Below are 26,086 nucleotides of genomic sequence, written 5' to 3'. Positions count from 1 at the left end.
CTTTCTGAACTTTGATCCAGGCGAATCACTGACCTTTTCCCAAGAACATGATTCGCGGAGTATGAAGCTCGTATTTCCGTTGATGCTATCCGGTTTCGGTGGCCGTTCAATACATTTTTCGTTAACCATGTTTTTCAAAAATACAAATCATATTCCGGTAATTGTTCAATAAAATTAAACTATACTCGAGCGGTATTCTTTCGATACTGTAGCGATCTCGTTCGCCTTTTTCCTCCTCATTGCCAGCAAAGCAGATATGTGATTACTTTATTATATTCTGATGTTTTTGCAGGCTGTGTTGAGGGGGAATACGAATGCAGAGAGTGCTGTGCGGTGCTGTCCTTGCTGCCATCTCAATGATCGCAGCAGCACCGCCCACAATGGCTGCCACGGCGACGGCCAATATGACAGTCCGCATTACCATTCAGGCACAGTGCCTGATCCAGAGCGCCAACGATCTTGATTTCGGCACCAACGGCGTCATCGCGGCCAATATCGATCAGGCCACCACCATCGGCGTTCAGTGCACATCGGGGCAAACCTACAATATCGGCTTGAGTGCCGGCGCGGGCAGCGGAGCGACGACGGCTGTCCGTGTGATGACCGGGCCGAGCAACGCAACGATCAACTACGGCATTTATCGCGACGCTGCCCGCACGCAGACATGGGGCATAACCATAGGCACAGATACCGTCACGGGTACAGGCAACGGCGCAGTGCAGAACATAAACGTCTACGGCAGGGTGCCACCGCAAACCACACCGGCTGCCGGCGTCTATACGGATACTGTGGCGGTTACCGTCACCTACTGAAAACCCATCGATCGAGGAGGCTGTCATGCAACGCATGTTGCCATGCATTGCTGCGTCTATGCTTTTTTGCCTCAGTGCTGACGCCATCAACGCGGCTTCTCTGCGCGTCGCACCCACAAGTCTCGAACTCGTCGCGCCAGCCAGCGCAGCCGTTTTGAACCTCGGCAATGACGGGGATCATCCCATCAATGTTCAGATACGCGTTTTCAGATGGAGCCAGGCCGACGGGATAGAGCGCCTGGAACCGACGAGGGATGTTGTCGCCAGCCCTCCTTCGACGAGAATGAACCCCAACGGGCAGTATGTCGTCCGAGTGATCCGTACCAGCAAGGCGCCAGTCAGAGCCGAAGAGACCTATCGCGTCATCGTCGACGAATTGCCCGACGCGTCACGGGCACGGGCCGGCACGGTTACGCTCATCATGCGTCAATCCATTCCCGTCTTTTTCAAGCAAGCCGATGTAAAGGCGCCCGATGTCTCCTGGAGCGTCGCCCGTCAAGGCAGCGGTCTCTTTCTGGTCGGCAAGAACAATGGTGCCAGCCGCTTCCGTTTGTCGAACCTCACCCTGGCGCAAGGAGGGACGAAGATCAGCGGCCGCAACGGGCTGGTCGGATATGTGCTCGGCGGCGCGACGATGCAATGGCCGATCGGGGCTGCGAAGTCCCTTTCCGGCAGTACGGTAACGCTACATGGCCAGAGCGATCTTGGGCCGTTCGATGCAAAAGTCGCCGTTAATCAACGGTAGCGCCGGTGCCGTTCTCCTATGCATGTGTCTTTCGGTTTCGGTCCTGCGCGCTCAGGAAGTGCCCAATCTCCCGACGGCGATCGTGTCCGCAGACCAGCCGGCCGGCACGCGGGACATCTACCTGGAAGTATTCATCAACAATACCTCGATGAAGATGATCGGCAATTTCAAACAACGCCCGAATGGCTCGCTTGCGGCAACAGCCGAGGAACTCCGCGAGGTCGGCATAAAACCTCCATCCGATGCCGCCGACAATAGGCTCATTGAACTCGGCGCCCTGCCCGGCCTGTCGTATCAGGTCGACGAGGAAACTCAGCGGCTTTATGTCCAGACGACCGACAAGGGTCGTGCCCCGCACGTCATCGATGTCAAACGGCAGCAGGAAAGCACGATCCCAGCACCCCAGGCAGGCTACGGCGCTGTCCTCAACTATTCCCTCTATGCGAGCTCCAACAGCCTTTTCGAAGGCGATTCAAGCCTGTTCCAAGGCATATCCGGATCGTTCGATGCCCGTCTCTTCAGCCCCTACGGAACGCTCAGCCAATCCTTTCTGGCCGGCTACTCCAACGGCAGCCTCGACGGAATAACCCGCCTCAACACGACGTGGAGCTACTCCGACCCGAAGAACCTCGTTACCTATCGCGCCGGAGACGTAACGACCGGCGGTCTCTCGTGGACGCGGCCGGTCTATTTCGGCGGCATTCAATTCCAGCGCAATTTCGCGCTGCGTTCCGATCTGGTGACCGAGCCGTTGCCTGCGTTTGCGGGTAGCGCCGCCGTCCCTTCGACGCTCGACATCTACACGCAAAACGTCCGTACCTATTCAGGCGAAGTGCCTGCAGGGCCGTTCGAAGTGACCAATCTCCCCGTCTTTTCGGGCGGTGGACAAGCGACCGTGATCTTGCGCGACAGCCTCGGGCGGGAGACGACGCAGACCTTACCCTTCTATGCGTCCAATTGGCTTCTGCGCCACGGTCTGCTGGATTTTTCGGCGGAACTTGGCGTCCCCCGGCGAAACTTCGGCACGGAATCGGACGATTATGACGGCCGGATCATGGGAGTCGCCACGGCACGCTACGGATTGACCGACTGGCTGACGCTGGAGGGGCATTTCGAAGGTGGCACGGAGCTGTTGAATGGCGGTGTCGGAGCCGCCTTTCCTCTCGGCGCCTGGGGCGTGGCATCGATTGCCGGCGCGGGGAGCAAAAGCGGCTCCCGCACGGGGGCGCTTGTGAATGCCTCGTTTGAGCTGAGCTACGACAGGTGGGCGCTCTATGCGCGCATGCAGCGCGCCTTCGACGATTACGACGACATAGCATCCGTTTCCGCCAGGCCGACGGCCAGTACGGCCGGCGAATTCACGATATTCAGCGCCGGCGTGCCGCGCGCCATCGATCAGGTCACCCTCAGCGTGCCGGCGCCGCTGGACCTTTCCAGTCTCAACCTCTCTTATACGAGGCTTGAGAATTCGGACGGAAGCAAGAGCCGGATCGCAGGACTTTCGTATAGCCAGACGTTCAGGCGCGCGACGCTCTACGCCACCGCCTTCACCGACCTCGATGAACGAAGCAATTTCGGCATCTTCGCCGGCCTTTCCATTCCTTTCGGCGACAACATCACAGCGAACACGGGCATTCAAAGTGGACCGAATGGCCTTGACGTGGTTGCCGAGGTTTCCAAGCCGCTGCGGCAGGAGGACGGCAGCGTCGGCTGGCGGCTGCGTACCTCCGAAGGCGAGGATGCCAACCGGGAGGCTGCGATCGGCTATAGGGCCTCATTCGCTGAGTTCGAAGCCGGCGTCCAGCAGCAGAACAACCAGGCACGGGCGGTCGCGCGCATGGACGGCGCCATCGCAGTCGCGGGCGGTGGCGTCTTTGCCACCAACCGGATCGACGATGCCTTTGCCGTCGTCGATGTCGGCGCCCCCGATGTTGAAGTCCAGCAGCAGAACAGGCCTATCGGCAGGACCGGCCAGAGTGGCCGCATTCTGGTGCCGAACCTCAATTCCTATGAACCCAATACCGTTTCCATCGATCCCAAGAATCTTCCCGTCGATGCTGACGTTCCGGCAACCCGGGAAACTGTCGTCCCGGCGGATCGAAGCGGTGTCGTCGTCAAATTCGGCGTAGCACAAGCGCCGCAGGCGGCGCTCGTGACGATCAGAGATAAGAACGGTGCGCTGCTGCAGGCGGGCCTGAGCGGAGCATTGCAGGGATCGGACGAGCCGTTTGTCATCGGCTATGACGGCCAAGCCTATATTCGCGGGCTGCACGCGCGCAACTCGATCGACGTCTCGCTTGAGGACGGGACGAAATGCCACGCCGAGTTCGCTTACAAGCCGCAGCGGGGCGAGCAGGTGGTAATCGATGATGTCCGATGCTTTTAAAAGGGAGGTGAAAGGATGCTGCGTTCGATCACCGTTTTGCTCGCATTATTGCTGCCTTCGCTGTGCCTGGCGCAGAGCTGCAGTTTTACTGCGACCGACATGAATTTCGGTGCTGTCGATACCTTGTCGGGCACCCCGGTCAATTCGACATCTACGATAAGTGTAAGTTGTACAGGGGCGCTCCTGGACCTGGGCAAGCGGCTCCTGATTTGCCCCGATATCGGCGCCGGCAGCGGCGGAGCATCTTCCGCCGCGGCGCGCCAGATGGTGAACGGAACCAGTACTGTGAACTATCAGCTCTATTCCGATAGCGGCCGGAGCGTGGTGTGGGGGGCGAGCAGCTGGTCCTATCCGTCGCGAGCGCCGGCCTATGCGCTGACAATGGCCCTGTTGAATGTTTCGCTGGTCGGCGCAAGCGGCAGCATGACGGTCTATGGAGCAGCACTTGGAACTCCATCGACGGCGGTACCGGGGCCGTATACATCCAGCTTCACATCGACCTCCACCTCTTTCTATTACAGCTATAGTAGCGCCACAACCTGCACCGCCCCCTCGGGAACGGTGGGAACCGCGTCCTTCAGCGTCAATGCGAGCGTTGCCGCCAATTGCCTGGTCAGCGTCCAGAATATCGATTTCGGTAGCCAGGGCGTATTGAGCACCAATGTCGACGCCACCGGTTCCATTACGGCAACCTGCACGCCGGGCACGACCTACACGATTTCCCTGAATGGCGGCACCGCGAACGCCGCGCCGACCGCCAGGAAAATGTCGAAGGGGGCCGAAACGGTGACCTATGGTCTTTACAAGGATACGAACCGGTCGCAGCCCTGGGGCGATGCAAACACCCCGGGAAGCACCGTCGGGGGAAGCGGAACCGGCGCAGGCCAGCTCCTGACAGTCTATGGCCGCGTACCACCACAGACGACGCCGTCTCCTGGGATCTACACCGATACGGTGGTGGTCACGCTCACCTACTGACGCGAAATTCTCAGCCGGTAGACCGTCACGCGGCGTTTTCGACGCCTGGGGCAGCCGGCCCGACTTTCACTGCCGACACGATCGTCTTCTCCTCAAGCGCATCGGAAAAACAGACCCGATTGCGCCCGTTTCGTTTGGCCTGATAAAGGCGCTTGTCGGCAACCACGGCGAGTTTTTCCCAATCTTCGAATGTGCATTGTGCACGCCAGTCGACACCGAAACTGGCCGTGACCGTCAAGCCATGCTCGCCGTCGATGACAGCCTGTGCCAAGGTCTCCCGCAGCCTTTCCGCGGTCGACCGTGCCGATGTTTCACTCACGTCGCAGAGGACGATGATGAATTCCTCGCCGCCATAGCGCGCGAACAGATCATCGGGACGCAGGCATGGCCCTAGAATTTCGGAGACTCTTTGAAGCGCCCGGTCGCCGACGGCATGTCCATATCGATCATTGATCGATTTGAAATGGTCGATGTCGAACATGACGACACTGAAGCCACGGAAACCTGTTTTCTTTGCGGAAAGCAGCCGTCCGACTGCCTCGCCAAGCGCGCGCCGATTGAGGAGTCCGGTCAACGAATCCGTCTGAGAGAGGCGCCTGAGCTCTTCCGTCATCGACTTGCGTTCCATTTCCAGATGCCGCTTGAATCGCTGCTGCTCACGCAGAATATCGAGCCGCTGGAACATTTCGCGCACTTCCCGGCCGGCATGAGGCATTGTCGGTGGCGTCGCGAGGTTGCCCGCGGCAATCTCGTCGATCTGACCTATGGCGGCAAGCATGGGCCTGAAGAGCGAGCGTCGCAGCGTGTAGGCCAACCCGATGACCACCACGATCGCCATCCCCGCCAGCGAGGCGGAGACCAGCATGGCTTTCACAGCGTTCTCCCTAACCCTATCGAACGAAGTCAATGCACTCGTTTCGATGAACTCGCGCAGGATCTCGGTGGACTTCATTCCGGGAACGTAATTTGCCGTGAATTCGGCCGGTGTCGGCGCGTTATCGATGTTCGACTCGAAGGCAACACGCTGGGCATAGGGCAGCGATCCGGCAAAGTAGCTGAGCGTCACCTGATCCAGCAGCCGTGCAACGGCTTGGGATTGCAAGGTGGTGGGCGCATAGGTCTTCAGAAGCGCGTTCACCTCGAAGAGGCTGTTCAATTCGCGGTCGAAGGCGCTGCGATAGTGCGAACGAGCCTGTCCTTGCGAGGTCAGCATCATGACCACATAGGATCCCAGGCGTCCAGCGTGCTCTCTCAGCGTGCCGGCCATCGATGTCAGCATGACTTCGGCGCCGGTCTCCGGTGCCAGAGCAATGATCGATCGGCCCGCAATGTCGCGGTAATCCTGCGCCCGGTCCGCCGCACGAAACATTGCCTGGATCGCCTCTGCGATCTTTGCGCCGCTACGCTCGCTCCGCGGCATGGCGGCCACCGCGTCGACGGCCTGCCTGCCGGATTCCAGCTGCGCCTTGACCGCCATGAACGCGCTGCGCATCTCCGGCGACTGATCTATTTCCATTCGAAAGAGTGTTTCGAGTTCGGCAATGTTCTTGTCGGTCTCATCACGGCTGGCCTTCAAGGCGGCGGCAAATTGCGGCCGCTCGTCTTGCGAAGCGCCCATGAGACTGTTTGCCGGCCCCCGTTCCCTCGAGATCATCGCCGCCGCATGCAGCGCCGCGTGAAAACGGCTGAACTCCGTCACTCCCCGCTTGTAACTGATGTAATCCGACAGGGTAAAGGCAATCGTAGAGCCGGCCATCATCAAGCAAACCATGATAACAGCAACCGCGCCGATCCATTGCAGCTGTTGAATTCTGAGCCGTGACAAGAAATGCTCTCCAAAACTACCTTCTGTTCGACGATTACAACAGATTCATTGGAATCTTCATTTAACGAACAGACTTAAAACTTCTTCATTTTTCGAGAGCGCAGCGACCGCAATAGCCAGCCGGACAGTGTTTGCCTTCACGTCTTTGCGATGACAGCCAGCATCCCACTCGCGGAAGCGATAGGGAAGAATAATGCCGAAAGTGAGGTTTCGTCACATTTTCCCGATTGCCGCGCAGGCGTTGCGGGGCATCTAGTTCTGTACGAAAGCAGGGGGCATGAAATTGACGCGAGCGGAGTAATGCGGCTGGCCGACCACATGCGATATGACAAGCGCATAGACCAGGATCGAACCCAGGACGATGACGATGCCGCTCAGCGGAAAACCCATCTTCGACGTCGCATCCGGTAAAGCTTCGGGCGGATTTATATCAGCATGTTTTTTCGCGGCTGGTCCAACGGCCGGAGAAGGAAGCCGCAGCTCCTTTTCCAGGCGGGCTTGCGCATCAGGATGCTTGCCATATTTGCTCGCGGGCCGCGGTGCGCAGGAAATCAGCCTGTTTGCGCCATCTTTTCGCGTTGTGCTCTATCGCATCGATTGTCCATCCCAAACGGAGTCCTTGAGATAATTAAGGACGATCTGCGGCCCGTGCAGCGTTGGTGCTTGCGTCGGCGATCCTTTCACGCGACACATTTGCCATGAGTGTACCGACAGCCCATCCCTTCGACTTCGATCCGACCTATGGCATGCAGCTCTCGCAGTTGCAGGCCATCGAGACACCGGAAGCCCCGTTCGGCTTCGACGATTTCTGGCGGCAGCGCTACAAAGCCGCCATCGCCGTCGATCCGCAACCGAAACTTCGTCGCAGCAGATTGCGTCACGACAACTGGCATGTTTTCGATATCAGCTATGTGTCGACGGGATCGTTTCAGATCAACGGTTGGCTGCTTATTCCCCGCCATGGTCAGGTGCGCCGCGGGCTCGTCGTCGGACATGGATATGGAGGAAGGGATCAGCCCGAATTCGACTTGCCGCTGGAAGAGGCCGCTGTTCTGTTTCCCTGCAGCCGTGGGCTTTCTTTAAGCGCCCGCCCGCCGATCCCATCGGACGCGTCGGGGCATGTTGTGCACGGCATCGAAAATCGCGACACCTATGTCATCGGCGGCTGCGTCGAAGACATCTGGCTTGCCGTTTCGACCCTGGAGATCCTCTACCCATGGGTTGCCGGCCATATCGGCTATAGCGGCATCAGCTTCGGCGGCGGTATCGGCGCATTGGCGATTCCGTTCGATGCGAGGATCAGACGCGGCCATCTCGTAGTCCCGACTTTCGGGCATCGTCCGCTATGGCTGACCTTGCCGACCGTCGGCAGTGCGCAATCCGTCCAGGCCTATCAGAAGCAACATGGCAGCGTTCTCGAAACCCTGCGTTTCTTCGATGCCGCGATCGCAGCAAGCCGGATCACCGTTCCGATGCTCGTCGCGCCTGCCCTTTTCGATCCGGCCGTTGCGCCGCCCTGCCAGTTCTCCGTCGCAAATGCGCTGCAGAAGTTTAACGAAATCTTCATCCTGGATGCCGGCCACTTCGATTATGCTGGTAGCGAAAAGCAGAACGCAATTCTGCGAGACAAGGTCGGGCGATTTTTCAAGGTGCTATGAACCGCGAATACCTGCGCGCGGCTGGATCGAGACATGGAGCTGCTGGTGTTCGGTCACGCCGGCGCCAAGGTATTGGTGTTTCCCACGCGCGACGGACGATTTTGGGAATATGAGCAGATCGGCATCGTCGCCAGCCTCGCTGACAAGCTGGTCAGTGGGCACCTTCAGCTCTATTGCATCGAAGGGCTGGCCAGGGAAACCTTCTACGATGCTCATCGTCACCCGGCCGAGCGCATTCGCAGGCATAAAGCGTTCGAGGAATATATCCTGAACGAAGTCCTGCCGCTGATGGCGCAGAAGAACGCGCATGAGTGTACCATCGTCCATGGTTGCAGCCTCGGCGCCTTCCAGGCGGCCAGCCTGGTTTTCCGCCACCCTCACCTCTTCCGCAAGCTGGTCGCCTTTTCCGGCCGCTACGATCTGACGATGACGGTCGAATCCTTCACCGACCTGTTCGACGGTTACTATGATGACGAAATCTATTTTCACACGCCGACACATTTTCTGCCGGGGCTAGCCTGCGATTGGCGATTGGAGAAGCTGCGCCAGATCGAGATCGTCATGACGATCGGAGACGCCGATCCCTTCATCGACAACAACCGCCACCTGAGCCGCCTTCTGGCTGACAAGCAGATCGACCATCGACTGCACGTATGGGATGGGCGCGCTCATCGAGCCGGCGCATGGCGCAGAATGGCGCCGCTTTACATCTGATCAGGCGACCGACGCCGTGAACCCGCGTGTTGCGAACTCGTATCCTTCAGTGGGATATCAGGCAAGTCCGGCCGGGATTGGTCGCAAAGCCTTGCGCGCACCGTAATCCCGCTCGTGAGACTTGCGATGTTGCTGCTCGGAGCTTGCGGAGAACTCAACCAGAATGCGGTCCATCATGCCATCCGGATAGGTTCCGGTGTCGGCGGTCTCGACTTCCGACTGGGCAGTAACAATCTTCAGATTCATCTTTAGTCCTCCGGCTCGGCGCGGAAACCCTTGATTCCAATGTTTGTTCCATTAGTATCTGCATAATTGTTAAAAAATTAACTACGTCCGTTAATCAATTCGGGCGACGCGGTATCGAACTTGAACGGTCGGCCGGATTGGAACATTCTTGCAATCCTGGCATTCAATCTCTGATGGATTGGGGATCTTGATGCATCGATCCAAATCACTTTGGAAACCGCACCGGATGCTGCCAGCGAAACAACCGACATCGATTTCGACTTAAGAGTGGCCGCGGACTCCGTTGGAGCCCGCGTGTTCTTTGCATGCCTTCGATCAATCACTGTCCAATCGACGGATAGACTGGAACGGATCATGGCCATCATCATCACTTCGATCATTCTGGCGCTCATCGGCTTGGCGCTCGGCGGCGGCGGACTTTGGCTCATCCTGCTCGGGGGAAGTTTCTTTTATCTTCTGGCCGGACTCGCCTTTCTCCTGACCGCCATCCTGCTTGCCATGCGCAAGGCGGCCGCCCTTTGGCTCTATGCGATTTTCGTGCTTGCAGCGCTTGCCTGGGCGATATGGGAGGTCGGTTTCGACTGGTGGCAGCTCGGTCCGCGCGGCGGCCTCATCATTCTGATCGGGCTCTGGCTGCTGACACCCTGGATCCGGCGCCCGCTCGGCTTTCGCAGCCTCGACGGGGTTCATTATGGAGCCAATCCATGGCCGCTTGCCATTTCTCTCGTCATCGCCGTCGTCGCTGCAGCCTATTCGATGACGACCGATCCTCACGATCTAGCCGGCGAGTTGCCGACGGCCGTCGTGTCAAATGCCCCGATGGGCGGCAATGTGCCTGATGGCGAATGGCATCAGTATGGCAGAACCTCCTTCGGCCAGCGCTATTCGCCCCTCGATCAGATCAATCCGCAGAATGTCGCCAATCTCAAGGAGGTCTGGCGCTACCAGACCGGCGATCTGAAGCGGCCCGACGATATCGGTGAGACCACCTATCAGGTGACTCCGCTGAAGGTGGGCGACACACTTTTCATTTGTACACCTCACAGCCTGGCGATCGCCATCGGTGCGACGGACGGCAAGGAAAAATGGCGTTACGACGCCAATGCCGGCATGAACCCCAACCGCCAGCATCAAACGTGTCGTGGCGTCTCTTACTACCACGACACGGCCGCCGCAGCCGGAGCGCCTTGCGCCGACCGCGTCTATCTGCCGACCTCGGATGCCCGATTGATCGCGCTCGACGCGGCCAATGGCAAGGTGTGCCCGAGCTTTGCCAATCAGGGCACACTGCATCTGGAAGCTGGCATGAAGTACAATCCGGCCGGCTACTATTATTCGACGTCGCCACCCGTCATCGTTGCCGACAAGATCATCATCGGCGGTGCGGTCAACGACAATTACTCGACGCAGGAGCAATCCGGCGTCATTCGCGCCTTCGATGCCCGGACCGGCACATTGCTCTGGAACTGGGACTCGGGCAATCCGGACCATACAGCCCCCATACCCGCGGGACAGACCTACACCACCAATTCGCCGAACAGCTGGTCGGTTTCCAGTGCCGATGAGGCACTCGGCATGGTCTATGTCCCGCTTGGCAACCAGACGCCCGACCAGCTCGGCATGGGGCGCAGCGAAAACGTCGAACGCTTTTCCTCCTCGGTGGTGGCGCTCGATATCAATACCGGCCAGCTCAAATGGGTGCAGCAATTCGTCCATCATGATCTCTGGGACATGGACGTACCGGCGCAGCCCGTGCTCTTCGATCTGACAAAGGCGGACGGCAGCGTCGTTCCGGCACTGGTCGCCTCGACCAAGCAGGGCGACATCTATGTGCTCGATCGCCGCACGGGCGCGCCGATCATTCCCTTTAAGGAGATTCCTGCGTCGGGCGGCACCATTCCGGAGGATCATGCCTCACCAACACAACCGATCTCGGATCTGACCTTCTCGCCGCCGCCGCTCACGGAAAAGGACATGTGGGGCATCTCGCTGTTCGATCAGCTCGCCTGCCGCATCTCCTTCCATCAGCACCAATATGAAGGCCGTTATACGCCGCCATCGCTGCGCGGCTCCATTATCTTCCCCGGCAATTTCGGCACCTTCAACTGGGGCAGTGTCGCCGTCGATCCCGAACGGCAGATCATGTTCGGCATGCCGACCTATCTGGCCTTCACCTCGCGGCTGGTACCGCGTGCCGAAATCCCGCCCAAAGGCGCCGGCGACAAGGGGAGTGAACAGGGGCTCAACCGAAACGAGGGCTCACCCTATGGCGTCTATATGGGACCGTTCGTCAGCCCGCTCGGCATTCCCTGCCAGGCGCCGCCCTGGGGCTATGTTGCCGGTGTCGACCTGAAGACCGGCAAGATCGCCTACAAGCACAAGAATGGTACCGTCCGTGACATGACGCCCTTGCCGTTGCCCTTCAAGGTCGGCGTTCCCGGTATCGGCGGGCCGATGGTGACTAAGGGCGGAGTGGCGTTCCTGGCCGCCGCCGTGGACGATTATCTGCGAGCCTATGATGTCACCACCGGCAGGCAGCTTTGGCAGGCACGCCTGCCGGCAGGCGGCCAAGCAACGCCGATGACCTATACGGCAAGCGACAACAAGCAATATGTCGTCATGGTGGCTGGAGGGCACGGTTCGGTGGGAACGAAGCCTGGCGACTATGTGATCGGCTATACGCTGCCATAGGCCGATGGTTTTGGTCAGCTTTTCCGGGAGCGGAGCTGGTCCGGTTCGATGCGATCGCCATCGGATTCGGAGGGAGGCTCCCAGCCGAAAACGCTGCGGCCGCCATAGGAGTAAGAGCGGTCGAATTCGCCGGCTACGATCTCCTTGAGATCAGGGCCGGTGACATAGCGTTCCAGCATTCTCGACTGATCATCCAGGCGCTTGAGAGCCGACAATTCCTCGTCGCGACCGAGACGGCCTTTCCTGACCGCCGATTTCATCACGCTGATCGTCTCGTCATAGACTTTCAGCGGCACGGGAAAGGGATGCCGGTCCTTGCCGCCATGCGCGAGGGAAAAGCGCGCCGGATCGGAAAAACGGCAGGGTGCGCCATGCACGACTTCGGCGACCATCGCCAAAGCCTTGACCGTTCTGGCGCCGACGCCGGGCGTCAGCAGCAATTCCTGGAAATCGACCGGACCACGGTCGGCCGCGGCGGCGAGATTTCCGTGCAAACGCCGCATGTTCACATCTTCTTCACGCACGTCATGATGTGCCGGCATGATAAGATAGGGCAGCGTCGGCTGAAGCTCGATTTTATCATTTACTTCAGCTTGTCTCTCCAGCGCATTGAATTCACGAATAATTCCGTCCGGACCTATCGAGGCGAGCAAATCGAGCTGTTCGCTGCGGGAGCGCTCCGCACGCCGATCGGCGAGATTGATGATCTCGCCCTGCTCGCGCCCTTCGATGGCTGCGTGGGGCGAATCCAGAAAGCTCGTGAGGCCCTCGGATAACCAATGATAGCGCCGCGCCTGCCGCCGTTCGCCATTCATGCCCTGCTGGATGACGACCCACTTGCCGTCATCCGCGACGATGAAGCCATGCAGATAGAGATCGAAGCCATCCTGCACGGCTGCACTATCCACTTTTGCGATCAGTCGGCTCTTGGTCGCGAGCGACGCGCCGTCGATGCCGACGCGATCGCCGATCTCAAGCAGTTCGCCCGGCGTCTTTCGGGATTGCGCACCACGGCCGCCGCAGACATGGATGCCGAGCTCGCCCGAAAGCGGCGTCAGGCCGCGCTTCAAGGCACCCAGAACGCTTGTCGTAATCCCCGAGGAATGCCAATCCATGCCCATGACGGCGCCGAAAGACTGGAACCAGAATGGATTGGCAAGGCGCCGAAACAGCTCGTCGCGACCATAATGCTGCACGACCGCCTCGGTAATGACGGCACCCAAGCGCGTCATCCGGTCTCCAAGCCAGCGCGGTACGCGGCCGCCATGCAGGGGAAGATCAGCTTTGCCAGCTCTCTGTGCCAAATCCACGACTCTCGTTCTTTATCGAGACATTGTAGTCCCGGGAGCGGAGATATGCCAATCGCAACGCTTTAGCGATCAGCGGAGGCCGTGCACGTTGGATTGTGATGAGATTAGGCCAATACCGGTGTCGGCGCGAAGTCCTGCATTGCTCCCGAAAACGGCTTGGGCAATGGCGAGGCGTAGGAGCTGCGCTTGCTGGTGGAGAGACCCAAGGACACCAGCGCTTCGGCCTGCTTGACCGCCGCGGCAACACCATCCACGACCGGGACACCGTAGATCGATTGCAGCTCCCTTGCGAGATCCGTCATGCCGGCGCAGCCGAGGACGATTGCCTCCGCCCCATCTTCGGCAAGCGCGCGTTCGATTTCCGCCCGCAACTTTCCGATCGCGCCGGAAGACGAGTCCTCAAGCTCGAGAACGGGAATGTCCGAAGCTCGAACCTTCGCTCGCGCGCCCATGCCGTAGCGCTGGACGAGATTATCGATGAGGATGCGCGAACGTTCGAGTGTCGTCACCACGCTGAAGCGCTGCGCCAGAAAGCCGGCTGTTGCAACGGCAGCTTCGCACAAACCGACAACGGGCACATCGCAAAACATGCGTGCGGCTTCCAGGCCGGTATCGTCGAAGCAGCAGATGATCGCGGCGTCATAGCCTTCAGCCCGCCTCTCCCTCAGTTCACGCAGCATACCGGGTACGGCCAGCGCTCCATCGTAATAGCCCTCGATCGAAGCCGGCCCCATTTGCGAGGTGGCAGCAATGATCTCCGTGCCGGCGCTCGCCACGGCGCGTGCAGCGATCGCCGCCTTCTCCGTCATGGAAACGGTGGTATTCGGATTGATGAGCAGCAGGCGCATGATCTTAGCTTTTCTTGGCTTGGCGGCGGCCGAGCATGGTCATGATCGCAAGCGCCAGCAGGATGATGGTGAAGGAAAAGAGCGTCGTCACCGTTCCGAGCGCATAGAGCACCGGCGTCGTGACATTCGTCGTCATGCCGTAGATCTCGAGTGGCAGGGTGTTGTAGGTGCCTGATGTCATCAGGGTGCGGGCGAACTCGTCATAGGACAGCGTAAAGCCGAACAGGCCGACGCCGATCAGGCTCGGTGCGATCATCGGCAGCACGACATGGCGGAAGGTTTGCCAGGAGCTAGCACCGAGATCTCGGGCAGCTTCCTCATAGGCCGGCGAAAACCGGTTGAAGACCGCAAACATGATCAGCACGCCGAAGGGCAACGTCCAGGTCAGATGCGCGCCGAAGGCGGAGGAATACCAGGCCGGCGCGATGCCCCCCTGTTGGAAGACAACGCCGATCCCGAGCGAAATGATGATGGATGGGACGACGAGGCTGGCGACGGTCGCATAGAACAGGAATGTCGAGCCACGAAACCGGCGGCGAAAGGCTAGCCCTGCCAGCAGCGAGACGACAACGGTCACGATCATGACCATCACGCCAAGGATCAAGGAGCGCTGGAAGGAGGCGCCGAAATCGCCGACCGCTTGCTTCTCGAAGAGATTGGCGAACCAATGCAGCGAGACACCATTCAACGGGAAGGTCAGGCCGCCGTCCGGCCCCTGGAAGGACAGGATGATGACCGCCGAGAGCGGGCCATAGAGAAACAACACGAAAATGGTGAAGAAGATCGCCAGGACGTAGAATTCGAGGCTGCGCTTTTCGCGGTTCATCCTAGAGCTCCTTGCGAATATCGACGATGCGCAGGATGGCGGCGACCATCAGCAGCACGACGATCAGCAGCACGACGGCATTGGCGGCGGCCGCCGGATATTGCAGCAGCGACATCTGGTTCTTCATCATCAGTGCGATGGATGCGCTTTGGCCGCCCGACATGACCTGCACGGTGGAAAAATCAGCCATGACGAGCGTGACGACGAAGATGCTGCCGATCGCCATCCCAGGCTTCGCAAGCGGAATGACCACATTCCACAGCACCTGCCATCCGCTGGCGCCGGCATCGCGCGCGGCTTCGAACAGCGAGCGGTCGATGCGCATCAGCGTATTGAAGATCGGCGTCACCATGAACAGCGTGTAGAGATGCACCATGGCCAGCACGACGGCGAAATCGGAATAAAGCAGCCATTCGATCGGCTGCGGGATGAGGCCCATCTCGATCAGCGTCGAATTGACCAGCCCGTTGCGCCCGAGAACGGGTATCCACGAGATCATGCGGATGATGTTGGACGTCATGAAGGGCACGGTGCAGACGAGGAAAAGGATCATCTGCGTCGAGGTACGGCGGATATGAAAAGCCAGGAAATAGGCGACCCAGAAGCCGATGAAGAGTGTCAGCGCCCAGACAATGGCTGTAAATTTCAATGTGTTGAGGTAGGTTTTCCATGTAACCCACGAACCGAGCGTATCGGTGTAATTCGTGGTCAGGAATGCCGGATAGAGGCCGGCGAAATCATAATCCCAGAAACTGACGATGCCGATCATGGCGATCGGCAACAGGAAGAAGAAGCCGAGAATGAGAAACAGCGGCGTTGCCTGCAGATAGGCAACCGCCCAGCCGGGCACGGCTAAACCGCGTCTGGCCTTCTGAGTTTCCTGCTCCGCATCCGAGGAAGCGATTGTCGCCATATTCCGGCTTCTCCATTGATAGGATCCTCTCCCCGCCTTGAAGCGGGGAGAGGAGATGACGGCTATGCAGCTTAGGCAGCGATGAACTCGTTCCAGCGGCGGACCATGTAGCGGTCCTCGTCCATGACCGAGTTCCAGCAGGCGACCGCGCCCATGCGGGTTTCGAAGGAACCGCCGTCGCGGACGGCGCCGGCCTTCTCCATCACCTTGCCTTCCGGAGACAGGATATCGCCCTGCGCCGGCTTGCCTTCGATCCAGTAGCCCCATTCGTCGGCCGACATGAACTGCTTTGCAGTTTCCATGCAGGCGGAATAGTAGCCTTGGCGGTTGAGATAGCCGCCGACCCAGCCGGACGTATACCAGTTGATATACTCATAAGCCGCGTCGAGCTGTGCGCCCTTGAGATGCGAGGCAAGGCCGAGACCGCCGCCCCAGGCGCGATAGCCTTCCTTGAGCGGCTGGAAGGTGCAGGCGATGCCCTTGGAGCGGACGGCGGCAACCGCCGGCGACCACATGGACTGGATGACCACTTCGCCCGAAGCCATCAGGTTGACGCTTTCGTCGAAGGATTTCCAGAAGGCACGGAATTGGCCGTCGCCCTTGGTCTTGATCAGGAACTCGATGGTCTTGTCGATTTCCGCCTTCGTCATGTTGCCCTTGTCGGCATATTTGATCTTGCCGGCGGCTTCCATGATCATCGCGGCATCCATGATGCCGATCGACGGGATGTTGAGGATCGCGGTCTTGCCCTTGAAGGCGGGATCGAGAATATCGGCCCAGCTGTTGATCGGACGGCCGGTGAGATCGGGACGAATGCCGAGCGTATCGGCGTTGTAGATGGTCGGGACCATCGTCATCCACTGCGTCGGCTCCTTGGCGAACTTGCGGGAGGCCTGTCCCTCGACGAAGCCGACCGTGTGCGGCGCCGTGCCCTGTGCAATCACGCTATCGGGCTTCAGCTTGCCATTGATGAACAGTGGCACGATCTTGTCGTAATATTTCAGCTTCTTGACGTCCATCGGCTGCAAGACGCCGGTCGGGAACACCTTCTTGGCGATCCAGTATTCGATGTCGGCGATATCGTAGCTGTTCGGCTGCGTCACGGCGCGCTGGGCGGCGGCATCGGAATCGGTCGCGGTCATCTCGAGCGTGATGCCGAGATCGGCCTTGCACTTCTCCGCAATGGCATTGATGTTCGAAACGCCGGTGCCGAACTGGCGCAGCGTGATGTTCGATTGCGCCCAGATGGTCGGAAAGCCGGTGATGGCACCGGAGCCGGCCATGGCGCCGAGCGCGGCCGCGCCGGTCTTCAGTAGCGAGCGGCGGGAAATGCCTTTCGTCGTCTTGGTAGTCTTGGTTTCAGTTGTCATGTCAGTTCCCCTTTTTTGATGCTTCGGATTTTCATGCGGACATACGGCCGAGAAGGATCGCGTCCTCCTGGGCCCAGCTCAATGAGACGGCGTCGCCGACCGTTATGGATTTGGCGGCGTCATCGTCATTGCTTGCGATCACTGTGAAATCGTCGCTTCCCGCACCGATAACGGTGATCTTCAGCGTCGCACCGCGATATTCGACATTGGAGACCACGCCGTTGAAGCCGAGGCCTTTACCATCAGCCTGCGAAAGCCGGACACGATCGGTGCGGATGGCGATATCCACGGCTTCGCCGGCCTGGCGTCCCGTTCCTCTCACGGAAAAGCCCTGCCCTTCGGGCACGGCCATGGTGATGAGGCCGTCTTCGCTCGCGGTTACCCGCCCCGACAGGACGTTGTGGTCACCCATGAAGCGGGCGACGAAGGCCGTTGCGGGGTGCTCAAAGACCTCCCGTGGCGAGGCGGCCTGCTCGATCCGCCCGTCATTCATGATGACCATGATATCGGCGAGCGCCATCGCCTCTTCCTGGCTGTGCGTGACATGGACGAAGGTGATGCCCAATATCTTCTGCAGCTTCTTCAGTTCGGCGCGCATGCGGATCTTCAGGAATGGGTCGAGCGCCGACAGCGGCTCGTCCAGCAGCAGCGCTTCCGGATCGGTGATCAGCGCGCGTGCCAGCGCGACACGCTGCTGCTGGCCGCCTGAAAGCTGTGCCGGGCGCCGGGTCGCATAGGCTTCCATCTGCATAAGCTTCAGCATTTCGAGCGCCTTGGTCCGACGCTCATCCTTTGCGACACCCTTCATCTTCAGGCTGAAAGCCACGTTGTCGATGAGGTCCAGATGAGGAAACAGCGCGTAAGACTGGAACATCATCGCCGTGCCGCGCCTGGCGGGCGGGAAGTCCGTCACGACGGTGTTTCCAAGGCGGATGTCGCCGGAGGAAATGCCTTCGTGGCCCGCGATCATGCGCAGCGTCGAGGTCTTGCCGCAGCCGGACGGCCCCAGGAAGCAACAATAGGAGCCAGCCGGGATTTTCAGGCTGATCGCATGAACGGCCGTGGTCGCCCCGTAGACCTTCGAAACGGACACTATATCGATCTCTGCCGCTTTCGACATCATCTTCCCCTTTGGTTTGGGAAAGACACTGCATCAATCGTGCCAGTTTCGCTGCGATGCGCTAAATTACTGAAATATTTGTCTTATTCTGAGAGGAATGGTATTCTGCCTTTCTTGAGGCAGTTCGGTGTCTGCTCATCAAATAGGCTATTGTGCTCGATTTGTGCAAATTATTGTATACAATTTAGCATCGTCTTTGCATAAGATTTCATTTAACTTCGGGCCGAAACAAGTTATCATTTTTGGCGACCATTCAGGTAGGCGATTATGGATTCTTCAGCAGACGGGCTTCTGACGCCCATCGACTCCACGGAGACGGGCGCACAGCAAATCCGCGACGCCATTCGTGACGCGATCGTCGAGCGCAGGCTGGCACCCGGTACGAAGCTCTCCGAAAGTGATGTTGGCGGCCTATTCAATGTCAGCCGCACTCTGGCGCGCGCCGCCTTGCAGGCGCTTTCCTATGAGGGGCTCGTCAGCGTTGAAAAGAACAGAGGCGCTTTCGTCGCCTATCCATCGCCCGAGGAAGCCAAGCAGATATTCGCCGCGCGCCGCCTGGTGGAGCCGGGCATATTGAAATCGGCGGCCGAGCGGATTACCCCGGTTCAACTCAGGCAGCTGAGACAGCTTCTCCTGGAAGAAGGCCGCCTGATGGGCGAGCGCGGCCAATCCGCACGCCGCGCCGAGATCAAGGCTTCGGGCGATTTTCATCTGATGGTGGCGGCCATTTCCGGCAATCTTATCATGCAGCGTTTCATGGAGGAGCTTGTCGCCCGCTCGTCATTGGTAATTGCGCTCTACGGACAGTCGAGCGCCTCCAGCTGTGGCCATTCCGAGCACGGTGACATCATCACCGCTCTGGAGCAGAAGGATATCGACACGGCCTGCGATCTGATGCTTCATCACATCGCGCATATCGAGGCGGATCTCGATCTGCGCGAGCGCAAAAGCTTCGGGCTGAAAGAAGCGTTCGAGCGGTGAGACCGCCGTCTTGCAGGCAGTTGCGCTCGGATCGCTGTCTATCGGTTGAAGGGGGAAAGTTGAGTATGACGGAAATCCTCTTTGCCGAGGCCAAGCTCGCTAATGGCTACCCCACTGCAATGAGCGAGGCAGCTTCATGCTCGATCTGGTGATTTCGAATGTCCGTATCGCCGGGCGGGACGGTTGCTACGATATCGGTCTCAGGGATGGCAGGATTGCCGCGATCGAGCATGAGTTGACTGTGGATGCGCCGCGTCACGATATGTGCGGCTGCTTCGCCTTCGGCGGCTTTGTCGACAGCCACATCCATCTCGACAAGGCCTGCATTCTCGACCGCTGCTTCATATGCGAAGGCACGCTGGAAGAGGCCGTCCGCGAGACCGCCAAGGCAAAAGCCGCCTTCACGGTCGAGGACGTCCATGCGCGCGCCGCCCGGGTGGTCGAAAATGCGATCGTCAATGGCACCACGGCGATGCGGACTTTCGTCGAGATCGATCCACGCGCGGCTTATCGGTCATTCGAGGCAATCAAGCAAATCAAGCGCGCCTATGCCTGGGCGATCGATATCCAGATTTGCGCCTTCGCGCAGGAAGGCCTGACCAACGAGGCCGAAACAGAGGGCATGCTGGATCAGGCGCTCCGCGACGGAGCGGATCTCGTCGGCGGCTGCCCTTATACCGATCCCGATCCCCCAGCTCATATCAGCCGGATTTTCGATCTGGCGGAACGTCATGATGTCGACGTCGATTTCCATATCGATTTCGATCTCAACCCATCGGGTTCCGCAATCCCCGCCGTGCTGGCGGAAACGAAGCGGCGGAACTATGGCGGCCGCGTTTCCATCGGCCATGTCACCAAGCTTGCGGCCATGTCGTCCTTCGAAGCCGGCGAGATTGCGAAGCGTCTTGCCGATGCCGGAATCGCGGTGACGGTTCTGCCGGCAACCGATCTCTTCCTGCTTGGCCGGGACAGCGATCATCTTGTCCCGCGCGGCCTTGCCCCGGCGATGCTGCTGACAGGCAATGGGGTTACCGTGACGGTGGCGACAAACAATGTCCTCAATCCGTTCACCCCCTTTGGCGATGCTTCCCTTGCCCGCATGGCCAATTTCTTCGCCAATACAGCGCAGCTGTCGAGGGATGAAGACATCGCCGCGGCATTTGACATGGTCACCATCAATGCCGCGCGAGTGATGGGACGCGACTATGACCTCAAGCTAGGTGTGGAGGCGGATATCGTGGTGGTGGATGCTGCCGATCCGTTGTCGCTGGTTCGTGAAATCCGGCACCCGATTGCCGGCTGGAAGAACGGCAGGCAGACTTTCATGCGCCCACGGGCACGCCTGCTCACACCGGAAGGCTGAAGAGCATGATGCCGAAAGTGTAAGCGGCTTTCGGACAACGTCATGCTTCATCGATCGAAGGCCGATCGCGTCGCGATGCGCCTATCGCTTCAATTCGCGCTCGAATTTTTCGATCTGCTGAAGAACCCACGGATCATCGGCGGAATGTTGAGTTACGTCCTGCTGCAGCCGCGTTTGGCGGCGGCGCAGGATCCAGTCGACGAAAGCGCGAAGCAGCCGCATGCCTATATCCAAGCTCATTTCAATATCTGCGAGGCCCGGCCACCAGGCCCGAAAGCCAATCGGAAGCCGAGCCTCGACAACCGCAAGGCGTTGCGGCCATTGCCTTTCTGCCCGCGCGAAAATGAACGCCAGCTGAACAATGTTGCACGGTAAAATGGTTTACACTTATGTTTCTCGTTAGAGGCAAGTACCCTCTTCCGTGAGTTCGACGGCGTTTACTTCAGAGGAATTGCCGGGATTGATTGCCGATATTTTCCACCAGCTTTCAGGTGTGATTCACGAATGAAAAGCTTTTTTACGCAAGCGTACCGTTATCGGCAAAACTGACCTAGCCGGGAGAGAAGACGACCGTTAGACAATGCCGCGTCGCTTCCGATTTCCCCGGAGCGGCACAAGCTTAGCCTCGCCTGTGCGGGGCTTTTTTCTTTTCGGCCTATGCCTTTCTGCGCCGCGGCTCGCCGCCTGGTGCATAGATCGTGTCCTGCTCGAAAGGAAACACCGAGCCGCACCGGCAGCGGACCATATGCTTGCGCGGATCGTTCGATGGCCGCTCCGTGGAAAAGCCGCGCGGCATCTCGTCTATCTTGAAATCGCGGCTCGTCGCCCGACGATCGTCAGTTTCGGAAACTTCGGCGAAGCCGGTGTGATCGCATTTCGCGCATTCCAGCTTTCGTGAATATCGATCTCTTGCGGCCATTCTCTTCCAGCCCGGGACTCACAACACGTTCCTTCTATCAGCGCTATCGGTGCTCTTGAAGGCCGCAAACAACCTTCGTTGCCGCTCGCTTTGCGTCCTTAAAATTTAAGGGCCGGAAAAATGCGCGTGCCAAGAAAAAGAGATTGACCTGATGGCAGATGTCAGACCAATTTATCGACCCATGACCAAACCGATGCTGACACCCCTTCCCTCCATCGACCGGACGCGGCAAGTCATCGACGCGCTGTCGACCTTCATCGAATCGTCGAAGCTGCAGGCGGGCGACAGGCTGCCGACCGAGCGTGAGCTGATGGCCGCGCTTTCGGTGGGGCGTTCGACCATTCGCGAAGTGCTTACCTACTTCCAGGCACTCGGCGTCATGGAGACGCGCAAAGGCAGCGGCACCTATCTGCTGAAGCCGGTTTCGAAAGCGACGATCCATATGCCGCTTTCCTTCAACCCGTCACATCTGCGCGATGCGCTGCTGCAGACGCTGGAGGTCCGCCGCGGCATCGAATGCGAGGCCGGCATGGTGGCTGCAAGGAAGCGCACCGACGAAGACCTCGTCATCATTGAAGAGAAGCTCAACGAGATGGAGCGCGTCCATATGGCCAAGGGCACATCCGGGCCCGAGGATCTGGCTTTCCATCTTGCCGTCTATGACGCCACCCACAATCCGCTGTTCCGGCAGCTTCTCGAACAGATGCGCGAAACTTTCGAGCGATTCTGGGAGCATCCCTTCGATCGGCAGGATTTTGCTCGCCGGTCCTTCCCCTATCACCGCACGCTGTTCAACGCGATCGTCGACCAGGATCCTGAGGCTGCGCGGGCCGAAACACTGAAAATTCTCGACGTCGTCGAGGAAGACATCAAGGAAATGTCCCAATGACCGACGGGCTAGAGCCGTTCGAACTCGCATCCCTCATTACTGCTCACGACGGCGGCAATTTTGCCGAAGCCGTCGTGCCGCCGATCTTCCAGACATCGCTCTTCACCTTCTCGAACTATGACGAGATGATCGCCTCCTATCGCGGCGAAAAGGTGCGTCCGATCTATACGCGCGGCCTCAACCCGACCGTGCGCATGTTCGAGGAGATGCTGGCAAAACTCGAGGGAGCCGAAGATGCGCTCGGCTTTGCCAGCGGCATGGCGGCGATCTCGTCGGCCGTCTTAAGTTTCGTCGAGCCGGGAGACCGCATCGTTGCGGTCAAGCATGTCTATCCCGATGCCTTCCGCCTCTTCGGCACCGTTCTGAAGCGCATGAAGGTCGAAGTCGCCTACGTCGACGGCCGCGATGAGGAAGCCGTCGCGCGAGCGCTTCCCGGCGCCAAGGTCTTCTACATGGAAAGCCCGACCAGCTGGGTCATGGAAGCGCATGATGTCGGCGCTCTGGCCGCCCTTGCAAAGCAGCACGGCGTCGTCTCGATGATCGACAATAGCTGGGCCACGCCCTACTTCCAGCAGCCTTTGAAGCTCGGCGTCGATCTCGTCATCCATTCCGCCTCCAAATATCTCGGTGGGCACAGCGACGTGGTCGCCGGCGTTGTCGCCGGCTCGAAGGAGATGATCGCGCGGCTGAAGGCGGAAGCCTATCCCTATCTCGGCGGCAAGCTTTCGCCCTTCGACGCATGGCTCCTGATCCGCGGCCTGCGCACCCTGCCGATCCGCATGAAGGCGCATGAGGCGGCGGCGATGACGATCGCCAGGCGGCTGCAGGAGCTCGATGTCGTCGAGCAAGTCTGCCACCCGGGCCTGGCCAACCGGCTGCCATCCGGACTGAATGGCACCTCGGGCCTGTTTTCTTTCATCTTCCGCGAGGGCGTCGATATCCGCGCCTTTGCCGATCGCCTCACGCTATTCAAGCTGGGTGTGAGCTGGGGCGGACATGAGAGCCTGATCGTGCCGGGCGAAGTCGTGCTGCAACAGAAGGCGCAGCCAAACTCAGCGCATACTTTTGGCATCAATCCGCGCTCCGTACGTCTCCATATCGGCCTCGAAGGAACCGAGGCCCTGTGGAAGGAACTCGAGGAGGCAATCGCCGCCGCCTCGTGACATCGTCAATCTGAGAGGAAAACCTAAAAAGGGGGAACCGACATGAAAAGACTGATAACAGCAGCACTCTTTACCGCTCTGATGGGCGGCACCGCCTTTGCCGACACGACGCTCAAGCTTGTGGAAGTCATCACCAGCCCCGAGCGCACCGAGACGCTCAAATCGATCGTCGCCAAGTTTGAGGCCGCAAATCCCGGCACCAAGGTCGACATCATCTCCCTGCCCTGGAACGAGGCCTTTCAGAAGTTCGCCACCATGGTTTCGGCCGGCGATACGCCGGACGTGATGGAAATGCCTGATACCTGGCTGTCGCTCTATGGCAATAACGGCATGCTCGAAAGCCTCGAGCCCTACCTCGCCAAGTGGGAGCATACGGGTGAACTGACGCCCCGCGCGCTTCAGCTCGGCCGGGATGTCAAGAACACCGCCTACATGCTGCCCTACGGCTTCTATCTGCGCGCCATGTTCTACAACAAGAAGATCCTGAAGGATGCCGGCGTCGCCGAGCCGCCGAAGACGTTGGACGAGTTCGTCAAGGCATCCGAGGCCATCTCCAAGCTGCCCGGCAAATACGGCTACTGCATGCGCGGAGGTCCGGGCGGTCTCAACGGCTGGATGATCTTTGCCGCCACCATGGCCGGGGACAATAAATACTTTAAGGATGACGGCACGTCGACGATGAACAGCCCGGGCTGGGCGAAGGGCATCGAGTGGATGGTCGATCTCTACAAGAAGGGCTATGCGCCGAAGGACAGCGTCAACTGGGGCTTCAACGAGGTCGTCGCCGGCTTCTATTCCGGCACCTGCGCCTTCCTCGATCAGGATCCTGATGCGCTGATCGCCGTCGCCGAACGCATGAAGAAGGATGATTTCGGCGTAGCGCCGCTGCCGAAGGGGCCGGATGGCAAGTCCTTCCCGACTATCGGTTATGCCGGCTGGTCGATGTTCGCGACGAGCCAGAACAAGGATCTGTCCTGGAAGCTGATCGCGACCCTTGAAGGCAAGGAAGGCAATCTGGAATGGAACAAGAAGATCGGCGCACTTCCAGCCTATACGGCCGCTGAAAAAGACCCATTCTACGCCGGCGATCAGTTCAAGGGCTGGTTCCAGGAGCTGGCCGACAAGGACACCGTTCCCACTGTCATGCCGACCTATCTTGAGGAATTCGCCTTCTTCAAGGATTCGCTGGCGATCAAGACGTCGCAGCAGGCATTGCTCGGCGATATCTCGGCCAAGGATCTGGCCGACCAGTGGGCCGATTACCTGACCAAGGCCCAGCAGAAATTCCTGGCCAAGAAATAGAACGCACATGCGGCGGCGGAGCGATCCGCCGCCATCTCTGCCCAATTGAAACAGACGGCGTTCGAACGCCGCGAATGGGAACTCTTGCAGATGACTTCGATCACCGACACGCTCGACAGGCGTCACGACCGCAGGCCGTGGCTGAAGCGCCTCGCCGACGCCTCGGAACCTTATCTCTACAGTGCCCCTGCCCTCATCCTCATCATCGCCGTGATGCTGGTGCCGCTGGCAATCGGCATATCCTACGCTTTTCGCGATATTCAGCTGCTCAATCCGTTTTCCGGCGGCTTCATCGGCCTGGAACACTTTCGCGATCTCTCCAAGGATAAGGCCTTCTACTGGGCACTGAAGAATACACTTTGGTGGACCGGCGCCTCCGTGGTGTTGCAGTTCATCTTCGGGCTGATCCTGGCACTTCTGTTGGACAAGCCGTTTTTCGGCAGATCGATCGTTCAGGCGCTGGTATTCCTGCCCTGGGCCGTTCCCTCTTTCCTCGCCGGCCTCAACTGGTCCTGGCTGTTCAATCCGGTCATCGGCCCCATCCCCCATTGGCTCTATGCCATGGGTCTGATGAGTGAGCCGGGCAATATCCTGTCCGATCCGAACTATGCGATGTGGGGGCCGATCATCGCCAATGTCTGGTGGGGCATTCCCTTCTTTGCCATCACCCTTCTGGCTGCTCTCCAGGCGATCCCGCGCGATCTTTATGAGGCGGCTTCGATCGATGGCGCTGGTTGGTTCGAGCGCTTTCGCTCGATCACGCTTCCTTTCCTGGCGCCGACCATCGCCATCACGGTCCTCCTGCGAACGGTCTGGATCTCCAATTTCGCCGATCTGATCGTCGTCATGACGGGCGGCGGCCCGGCGGACCGCACGCAGATCGTCGCCAGCTACATCTTCACACAAGCCTTCAAGCGGCTGGATTTCGGCTATGCCTCGGCCATCGCGCTGGTGTTGCTCATACTCCTGCTTGCCTATTCCATGCTGATCATCCTGCTGCGGCAGACACTGCTGAACAAGGATTGAG

The 26,086-nt window shown here is 59.3% G+C and carries 23 protein-coding genes and 1 pseudogene; 14 read left to right on the top strand and 10 right to left on the bottom strand.

The window, feature by feature from the left end:
• The first annotated feature begins 314 nt into the window (after positions 1 to 314).
• From PH552_RS19700 to PH552_RS19685, 4 genes are read left to right on the top strand one after another with little or no spacing between them, the layout of a single operon-like run.
• Complete coding sequence (locus PH552_RS19700) at positions 315 to 812, top strand: Csu type fimbrial protein (RefSeq protein ID WP_112345036.1); 498 nt, start codon at positions 315 to 317, stop codon at positions 810 to 812.
• Positions 813 to 837: 25 nt separating this feature from the next.
• On the top strand, positions 838 to 1,557 hold the full coding sequence (locus tag PH552_RS19695) for a fimbrial biogenesis chaperone (protein ID WP_112345035.1): 720 nt from the start codon (positions 838 to 840) through the stop codon (positions 1,555 to 1,557).
• 22 nt (positions 1,558 to 1,579) lie between these two features.
• A complete protein-coding gene (locus PH552_RS19690) occupies positions 1,580 to 3,943 on the top strand; it encodes a fimbria/pilus outer membrane usher protein (RefSeq protein ID WP_112345034.1) in 2,364 nt (787 codons plus the stop codon).
• Positions 3,944 to 3,958: 15 nt separating this feature from the next.
• Positions 3,959 to 4,921 carry a Csu type fimbrial protein gene (locus PH552_RS19685; RefSeq protein WP_112345033.1) on the top strand — a complete coding sequence of 321 codons (963 nt, stop codon included), beginning with the start codon at positions 3,959 to 3,961 and terminating at the stop codon, positions 4,919 to 4,921.
• A 25-nt stretch (positions 4,922 to 4,946) separates the two neighbouring features.
• Here PH552_RS19685 and PH552_RS19680 read toward each other — a convergent pair whose 3' ends face one another.
• Both PH552_RS19680 and PH552_RS19675 read right to left on the bottom strand, forming a co-directional pair.
• A complete protein-coding gene (locus tag PH552_RS19680) occupies positions 4,947 to 6,746 on the bottom strand; it encodes a diguanylate cyclase (protein WP_285166253.1) in 1,800 nt (599 codons plus the stop codon).
• 252 nt (positions 6,747 to 6,998) lie between these two features.
• A complete protein-coding gene (locus PH552_RS19675; protein ID WP_162736997.1) occupies positions 6,999 to 7,136 on the bottom strand; it encodes a hypothetical protein in 138 nt (45 codons plus the stop codon).
• Positions 7,137 to 7,444: 308 nt separating this feature from the next.
• Here PH552_RS19675 and PH552_RS19670 point away from each other — a divergent pair, with 308 nt between their 5' ends.
• Positions 7,445 to 8,404: an acetylxylan esterase gene (locus PH552_RS19670; protein ID WP_113250292.1), complete on the top strand. Its 960-nt coding sequence runs from the start codon at positions 7,445 to 7,447 to the stop codon at positions 8,402 to 8,404.
• Positions 8,401 to 9,118: pseudogene (locus PH552_RS19665) on the top strand (esterase family protein). The gene PH552_RS19670 and the pseudogene PH552_RS19665 overlap by 4 nt, the downstream one beginning before the upstream one ends.
• A gap of 57 nt (positions 9,119 to 9,175) precedes the next feature.
• Here the strand turns inward: PH552_RS19665 and PH552_RS19660 are convergent.
• Complete coding sequence (locus tag PH552_RS19660) at positions 9,176 to 9,364, bottom strand: hypothetical protein (protein WP_112345029.1); 189 nt, start codon at positions 9,362 to 9,364, stop codon at positions 9,176 to 9,178.
• A 354-nt stretch (positions 9,365 to 9,718) separates the two neighbouring features.
• On the opposite strand from PH552_RS19660, the gene PH552_RS19655 reads away from it, so the two are divergent.
• Positions 9,719 to 12,055, top strand: a complete 2,337-nt coding sequence (locus PH552_RS19655; RefSeq protein ID WP_285166252.1) for a glucose/quinate/shikimate family membrane-bound PQQ-dependent dehydrogenase — start codon at positions 9,719 to 9,721, stop codon at positions 12,053 to 12,055.
• Positions 12,056 to 12,069: 14 nt separating this feature from the next.
• Here PH552_RS19655 and PH552_RS19650 read toward each other — a convergent pair whose 3' ends face one another.
• The 6 genes from PH552_RS19650 to PH552_RS19625 form a co-directional block, all read right to left on the bottom strand.
• Positions 12,070 to 13,359 (bottom strand): DUF763 domain-containing protein, encoded by a 1,290-nt coding sequence (locus tag PH552_RS19650; protein ID WP_112345027.1) that lies wholly within the window; start codon positions 13,357 to 13,359, stop codon positions 12,070 to 12,072.
• A 110-nt stretch (positions 13,360 to 13,469) separates the two neighbouring features.
• Complete coding sequence (locus tag PH552_RS19645; protein ID WP_112345026.1) at positions 13,470 to 14,213, bottom strand: aspartate/glutamate racemase family protein; 744 nt, start codon at positions 14,211 to 14,213, stop codon at positions 13,470 to 13,472.
• Positions 14,214 to 14,217: 4 nt separating this feature from the next.
• Positions 14,218 to 15,039: an ABC transporter permease gene (locus PH552_RS19640; protein ID WP_112345025.1), complete on the bottom strand. Its 822-nt coding sequence runs from the start codon at positions 15,037 to 15,039 to the stop codon at positions 14,218 to 14,220.
• A gap of 1 nt (position 15,040) precedes the next feature.
• Positions 15,041 to 15,952, bottom strand: a complete 912-nt coding sequence (locus PH552_RS19635; protein WP_112345024.1) for an ABC transporter permease — start codon at positions 15,950 to 15,952, stop codon at positions 15,041 to 15,043.
• A 71-nt stretch (positions 15,953 to 16,023) separates the two neighbouring features.
• Complete coding sequence (locus PH552_RS19630; protein ID WP_112345023.1) at positions 16,024 to 17,322, bottom strand: ABC transporter substrate-binding protein; 1,299 nt, start codon at positions 17,320 to 17,322, stop codon at positions 16,024 to 16,026.
• Positions 17,323 to 17,353: 31 nt separating this feature from the next.
• Entirely contained in the window at positions 17,354 to 18,442 is a 1,089-nt protein-coding gene (locus PH552_RS19625; RefSeq protein ID WP_285166251.1) for an ABC transporter ATP-binding protein, read from the bottom strand.
• Between the two features lie 267 nt (positions 18,443 to 18,709).
• Between PH552_RS19625 and PH552_RS19620 the strand changes: the two genes are divergently transcribed.
• From PH552_RS19620 to PH552_RS19610, 3 genes are all read left to right on the top strand, one after another.
• The gene (locus PH552_RS19620) at positions 18,710 to 19,423 is read left to right on the top strand and encodes a GntR family transcriptional regulator (RefSeq protein WP_112345021.1); all 714 of its coding nucleotides are present in this window, start codon (positions 18,710 to 18,712) and stop codon (positions 19,421 to 19,423) included.
• Between the two features lie 136 nt (positions 19,424 to 19,559).
• Complete coding sequence (locus PH552_RS19615; RefSeq protein WP_285166250.1) at positions 19,560 to 20,786, top strand: amidohydrolase family protein; 1,227 nt, start codon at positions 19,560 to 19,562, stop codon at positions 20,784 to 20,786.
• 42 nt (positions 20,787 to 20,828) lie between these two features.
• The gene (locus tag PH552_RS19610) at positions 20,829 to 21,161 is read left to right on the top strand and encodes a hypothetical protein (protein WP_162736996.1); all 333 of its coding nucleotides are present in this window, start codon (positions 20,829 to 20,831) and stop codon (positions 21,159 to 21,161) included.
• A 280-nt stretch (positions 21,162 to 21,441) separates the two neighbouring features.
• On the opposite strand, the gene PH552_RS19605 is transcribed toward PH552_RS19610, so the two are convergent.
• Positions 21,442 to 21,705, bottom strand: coding sequence for a hypothetical protein (locus PH552_RS19605; RefSeq protein WP_285166248.1), 264 nt, complete (start codon positions 21,703 to 21,705; stop codon positions 21,442 to 21,444).
• Between the two features lie 193 nt (positions 21,706 to 21,898).
• On the opposite strand from PH552_RS19605, the gene PH552_RS19600 reads away from it, so the two are divergent.
• From PH552_RS19600 to PH552_RS19585, 4 genes are all read left to right on the top strand, one after another.
• Complete coding sequence (locus PH552_RS19600) at positions 21,899 to 22,594, top strand: FadR/GntR family transcriptional regulator (RefSeq protein WP_112345219.1); 696 nt, start codon at positions 21,899 to 21,901, stop codon at positions 22,592 to 22,594.
• Positions 22,591 to 23,757 carry a PLP-dependent transferase gene (locus PH552_RS19595; RefSeq protein ID WP_113250246.1) on the top strand — a complete coding sequence of 389 codons (1,167 nt, stop codon included), beginning with the start codon at positions 22,591 to 22,593 and terminating at the stop codon, positions 23,755 to 23,757. The genes PH552_RS19600 and PH552_RS19595 overlap by 4 nt, the downstream gene beginning before the upstream one ends.
• 42 nt (positions 23,758 to 23,799) lie before the next feature.
• On the top strand, positions 23,800 to 25,059 hold the full coding sequence (locus PH552_RS19590) for an ABC transporter substrate-binding protein (protein WP_112345017.1): 1,260 nt from the start codon (positions 23,800 to 23,802) through the stop codon (positions 25,057 to 25,059).
• 90 nt (positions 25,060 to 25,149) lie between these two features.
• Positions 25,150 to 26,085 carry a carbohydrate ABC transporter permease gene (locus tag PH552_RS19585; RefSeq protein ID WP_112345218.1) on the top strand — a complete coding sequence of 312 codons (936 nt, stop codon included), beginning with the start codon at positions 25,150 to 25,152 and terminating at the stop codon, positions 26,083 to 26,085.
• Position 26,086: the final 1 nt, after the last annotated feature.

Origin of the sequence: Rhizobium aureum, from assembly GCF_030182495.1 — a bacterium.
In the GTDB taxonomy this organism is placed as follows: Bacteria; Pseudomonadota; Alphaproteobacteria; order Rhizobiales; family Rhizobiaceae; genus Rhizobium; species Rhizobium tropici_C.
Note: the sequence above shows the minus strand (reverse complement) of the source record. Positions and strands in the feature narration are given on the sequence as shown.

Coding starts and splice junctions, on each gene's coding strand:
- PH552_RS19585 (WP_112345218.1), top strand. CDS start 25,150: ATGACTTCGATCACCGACACGCTCGACAGGCGTCACGACCGCAGGCCG.
- PH552_RS19620 (WP_112345021.1), top strand. CDS start 18,710: ATGGATTCTTCAGCAGACGGGCTTCTGACGCCCATCGACTCCACGGAG.
- PH552_RS19675 (WP_162736997.1), bottom strand. CDS start 7,136: ATGGGTTTTCCGCTGAGCGGCATCGTCATCGTCCTGGGTTCGATCCTG.
- PH552_RS19670 (WP_113250292.1), top strand. CDS start 7,445: ATGAGTGTACCGACAGCCCATCCCTTCGACTTCGATCCGACCTATGGC.
- PH552_RS19590 (WP_112345017.1), top strand. CDS start 23,800: ATGAAAAGACTGATAACAGCAGCACTCTTTACCGCTCTGATGGGCGGC.
- PH552_RS19660 (WP_112345029.1), bottom strand. CDS start 9,364: ATGAATCTGAAGATTGTTACTGCCCAGTCGGAAGTCGAGACCGCCGAC.
- PH552_RS19685 (WP_112345033.1), top strand. CDS start 3,959: ATGCTGCGTTCGATCACCGTTTTGCTCGCATTATTGCTGCCTTCGCTG.
- PH552_RS19655 (WP_285166252.1), top strand. CDS start 9,719: ATGGCCATCATCATCACTTCGATCATTCTGGCGCTCATCGGCTTGGCG.
- PH552_RS19690 (WP_112345034.1), top strand. CDS start 1,580: ATGTGTCTTTCGGTTTCGGTCCTGCGCGCTCAGGAAGTGCCCAATCTC.
- PH552_RS19625 (WP_285166251.1), bottom strand. CDS start 18,442: ATGTCGAAAGCGGCAGAGATCGATATAGTGTCCGTTTCGAAGGTCTAC.
- PH552_RS19700 (WP_112345036.1), top strand. CDS start 315: ATGCAGAGAGTGCTGTGCGGTGCTGTCCTTGCTGCCATCTCAATGATC.
- PH552_RS19630 (WP_112345023.1), bottom strand. CDS start 17,322: ATGACAACTGAAACCAAGACTACCAAGACGACGAAAGGCATTTCCCGC.
- PH552_RS19610 (WP_162736996.1), top strand. CDS start 20,829: ATGCTTCATCGATCGAAGGCCGATCGCGTCGCGATGCGCCTATCGCTT.
- PH552_RS19605 (WP_285166248.1), bottom strand. CDS start 21,705: ATGGCCGCAAGAGATCGATATTCACGAAAGCTGGAATGCGCGAAATGC.
- PH552_RS19695 (WP_112345035.1), top strand. CDS start 838: ATGCAACGCATGTTGCCATGCATTGCTGCGTCTATGCTTTTTTGCCTC.
- PH552_RS19635 (WP_112345024.1), bottom strand. CDS start 15,952: ATGGCGACAATCGCTTCCTCGGATGCGGAGCAGGAAACTCAGAAGGCC.
- PH552_RS19595 (WP_113250246.1), top strand. CDS start 22,591: ATGACCGACGGGCTAGAGCCGTTCGAACTCGCATCCCTCATTACTGCT.
- PH552_RS19615 (WP_285166250.1), top strand. CDS start 19,560: ATGCTCGATCTGGTGATTTCGAATGTCCGTATCGCCGGGCGGGACGGT.
- PH552_RS19600 (WP_112345219.1), top strand. CDS start 21,899: ATGCTGACACCCCTTCCCTCCATCGACCGGACGCGGCAAGTCATCGAC.
- PH552_RS19640 (WP_112345025.1), bottom strand. CDS start 15,039: ATGAACCGCGAAAAGCGCAGCCTCGAATTCTACGTCCTGGCGATCTTC.
- PH552_RS19645 (WP_112345026.1), bottom strand. CDS start 14,213: ATGCGCCTGCTGCTCATCAATCCGAATACCACCGTTTCCATGACGGAG.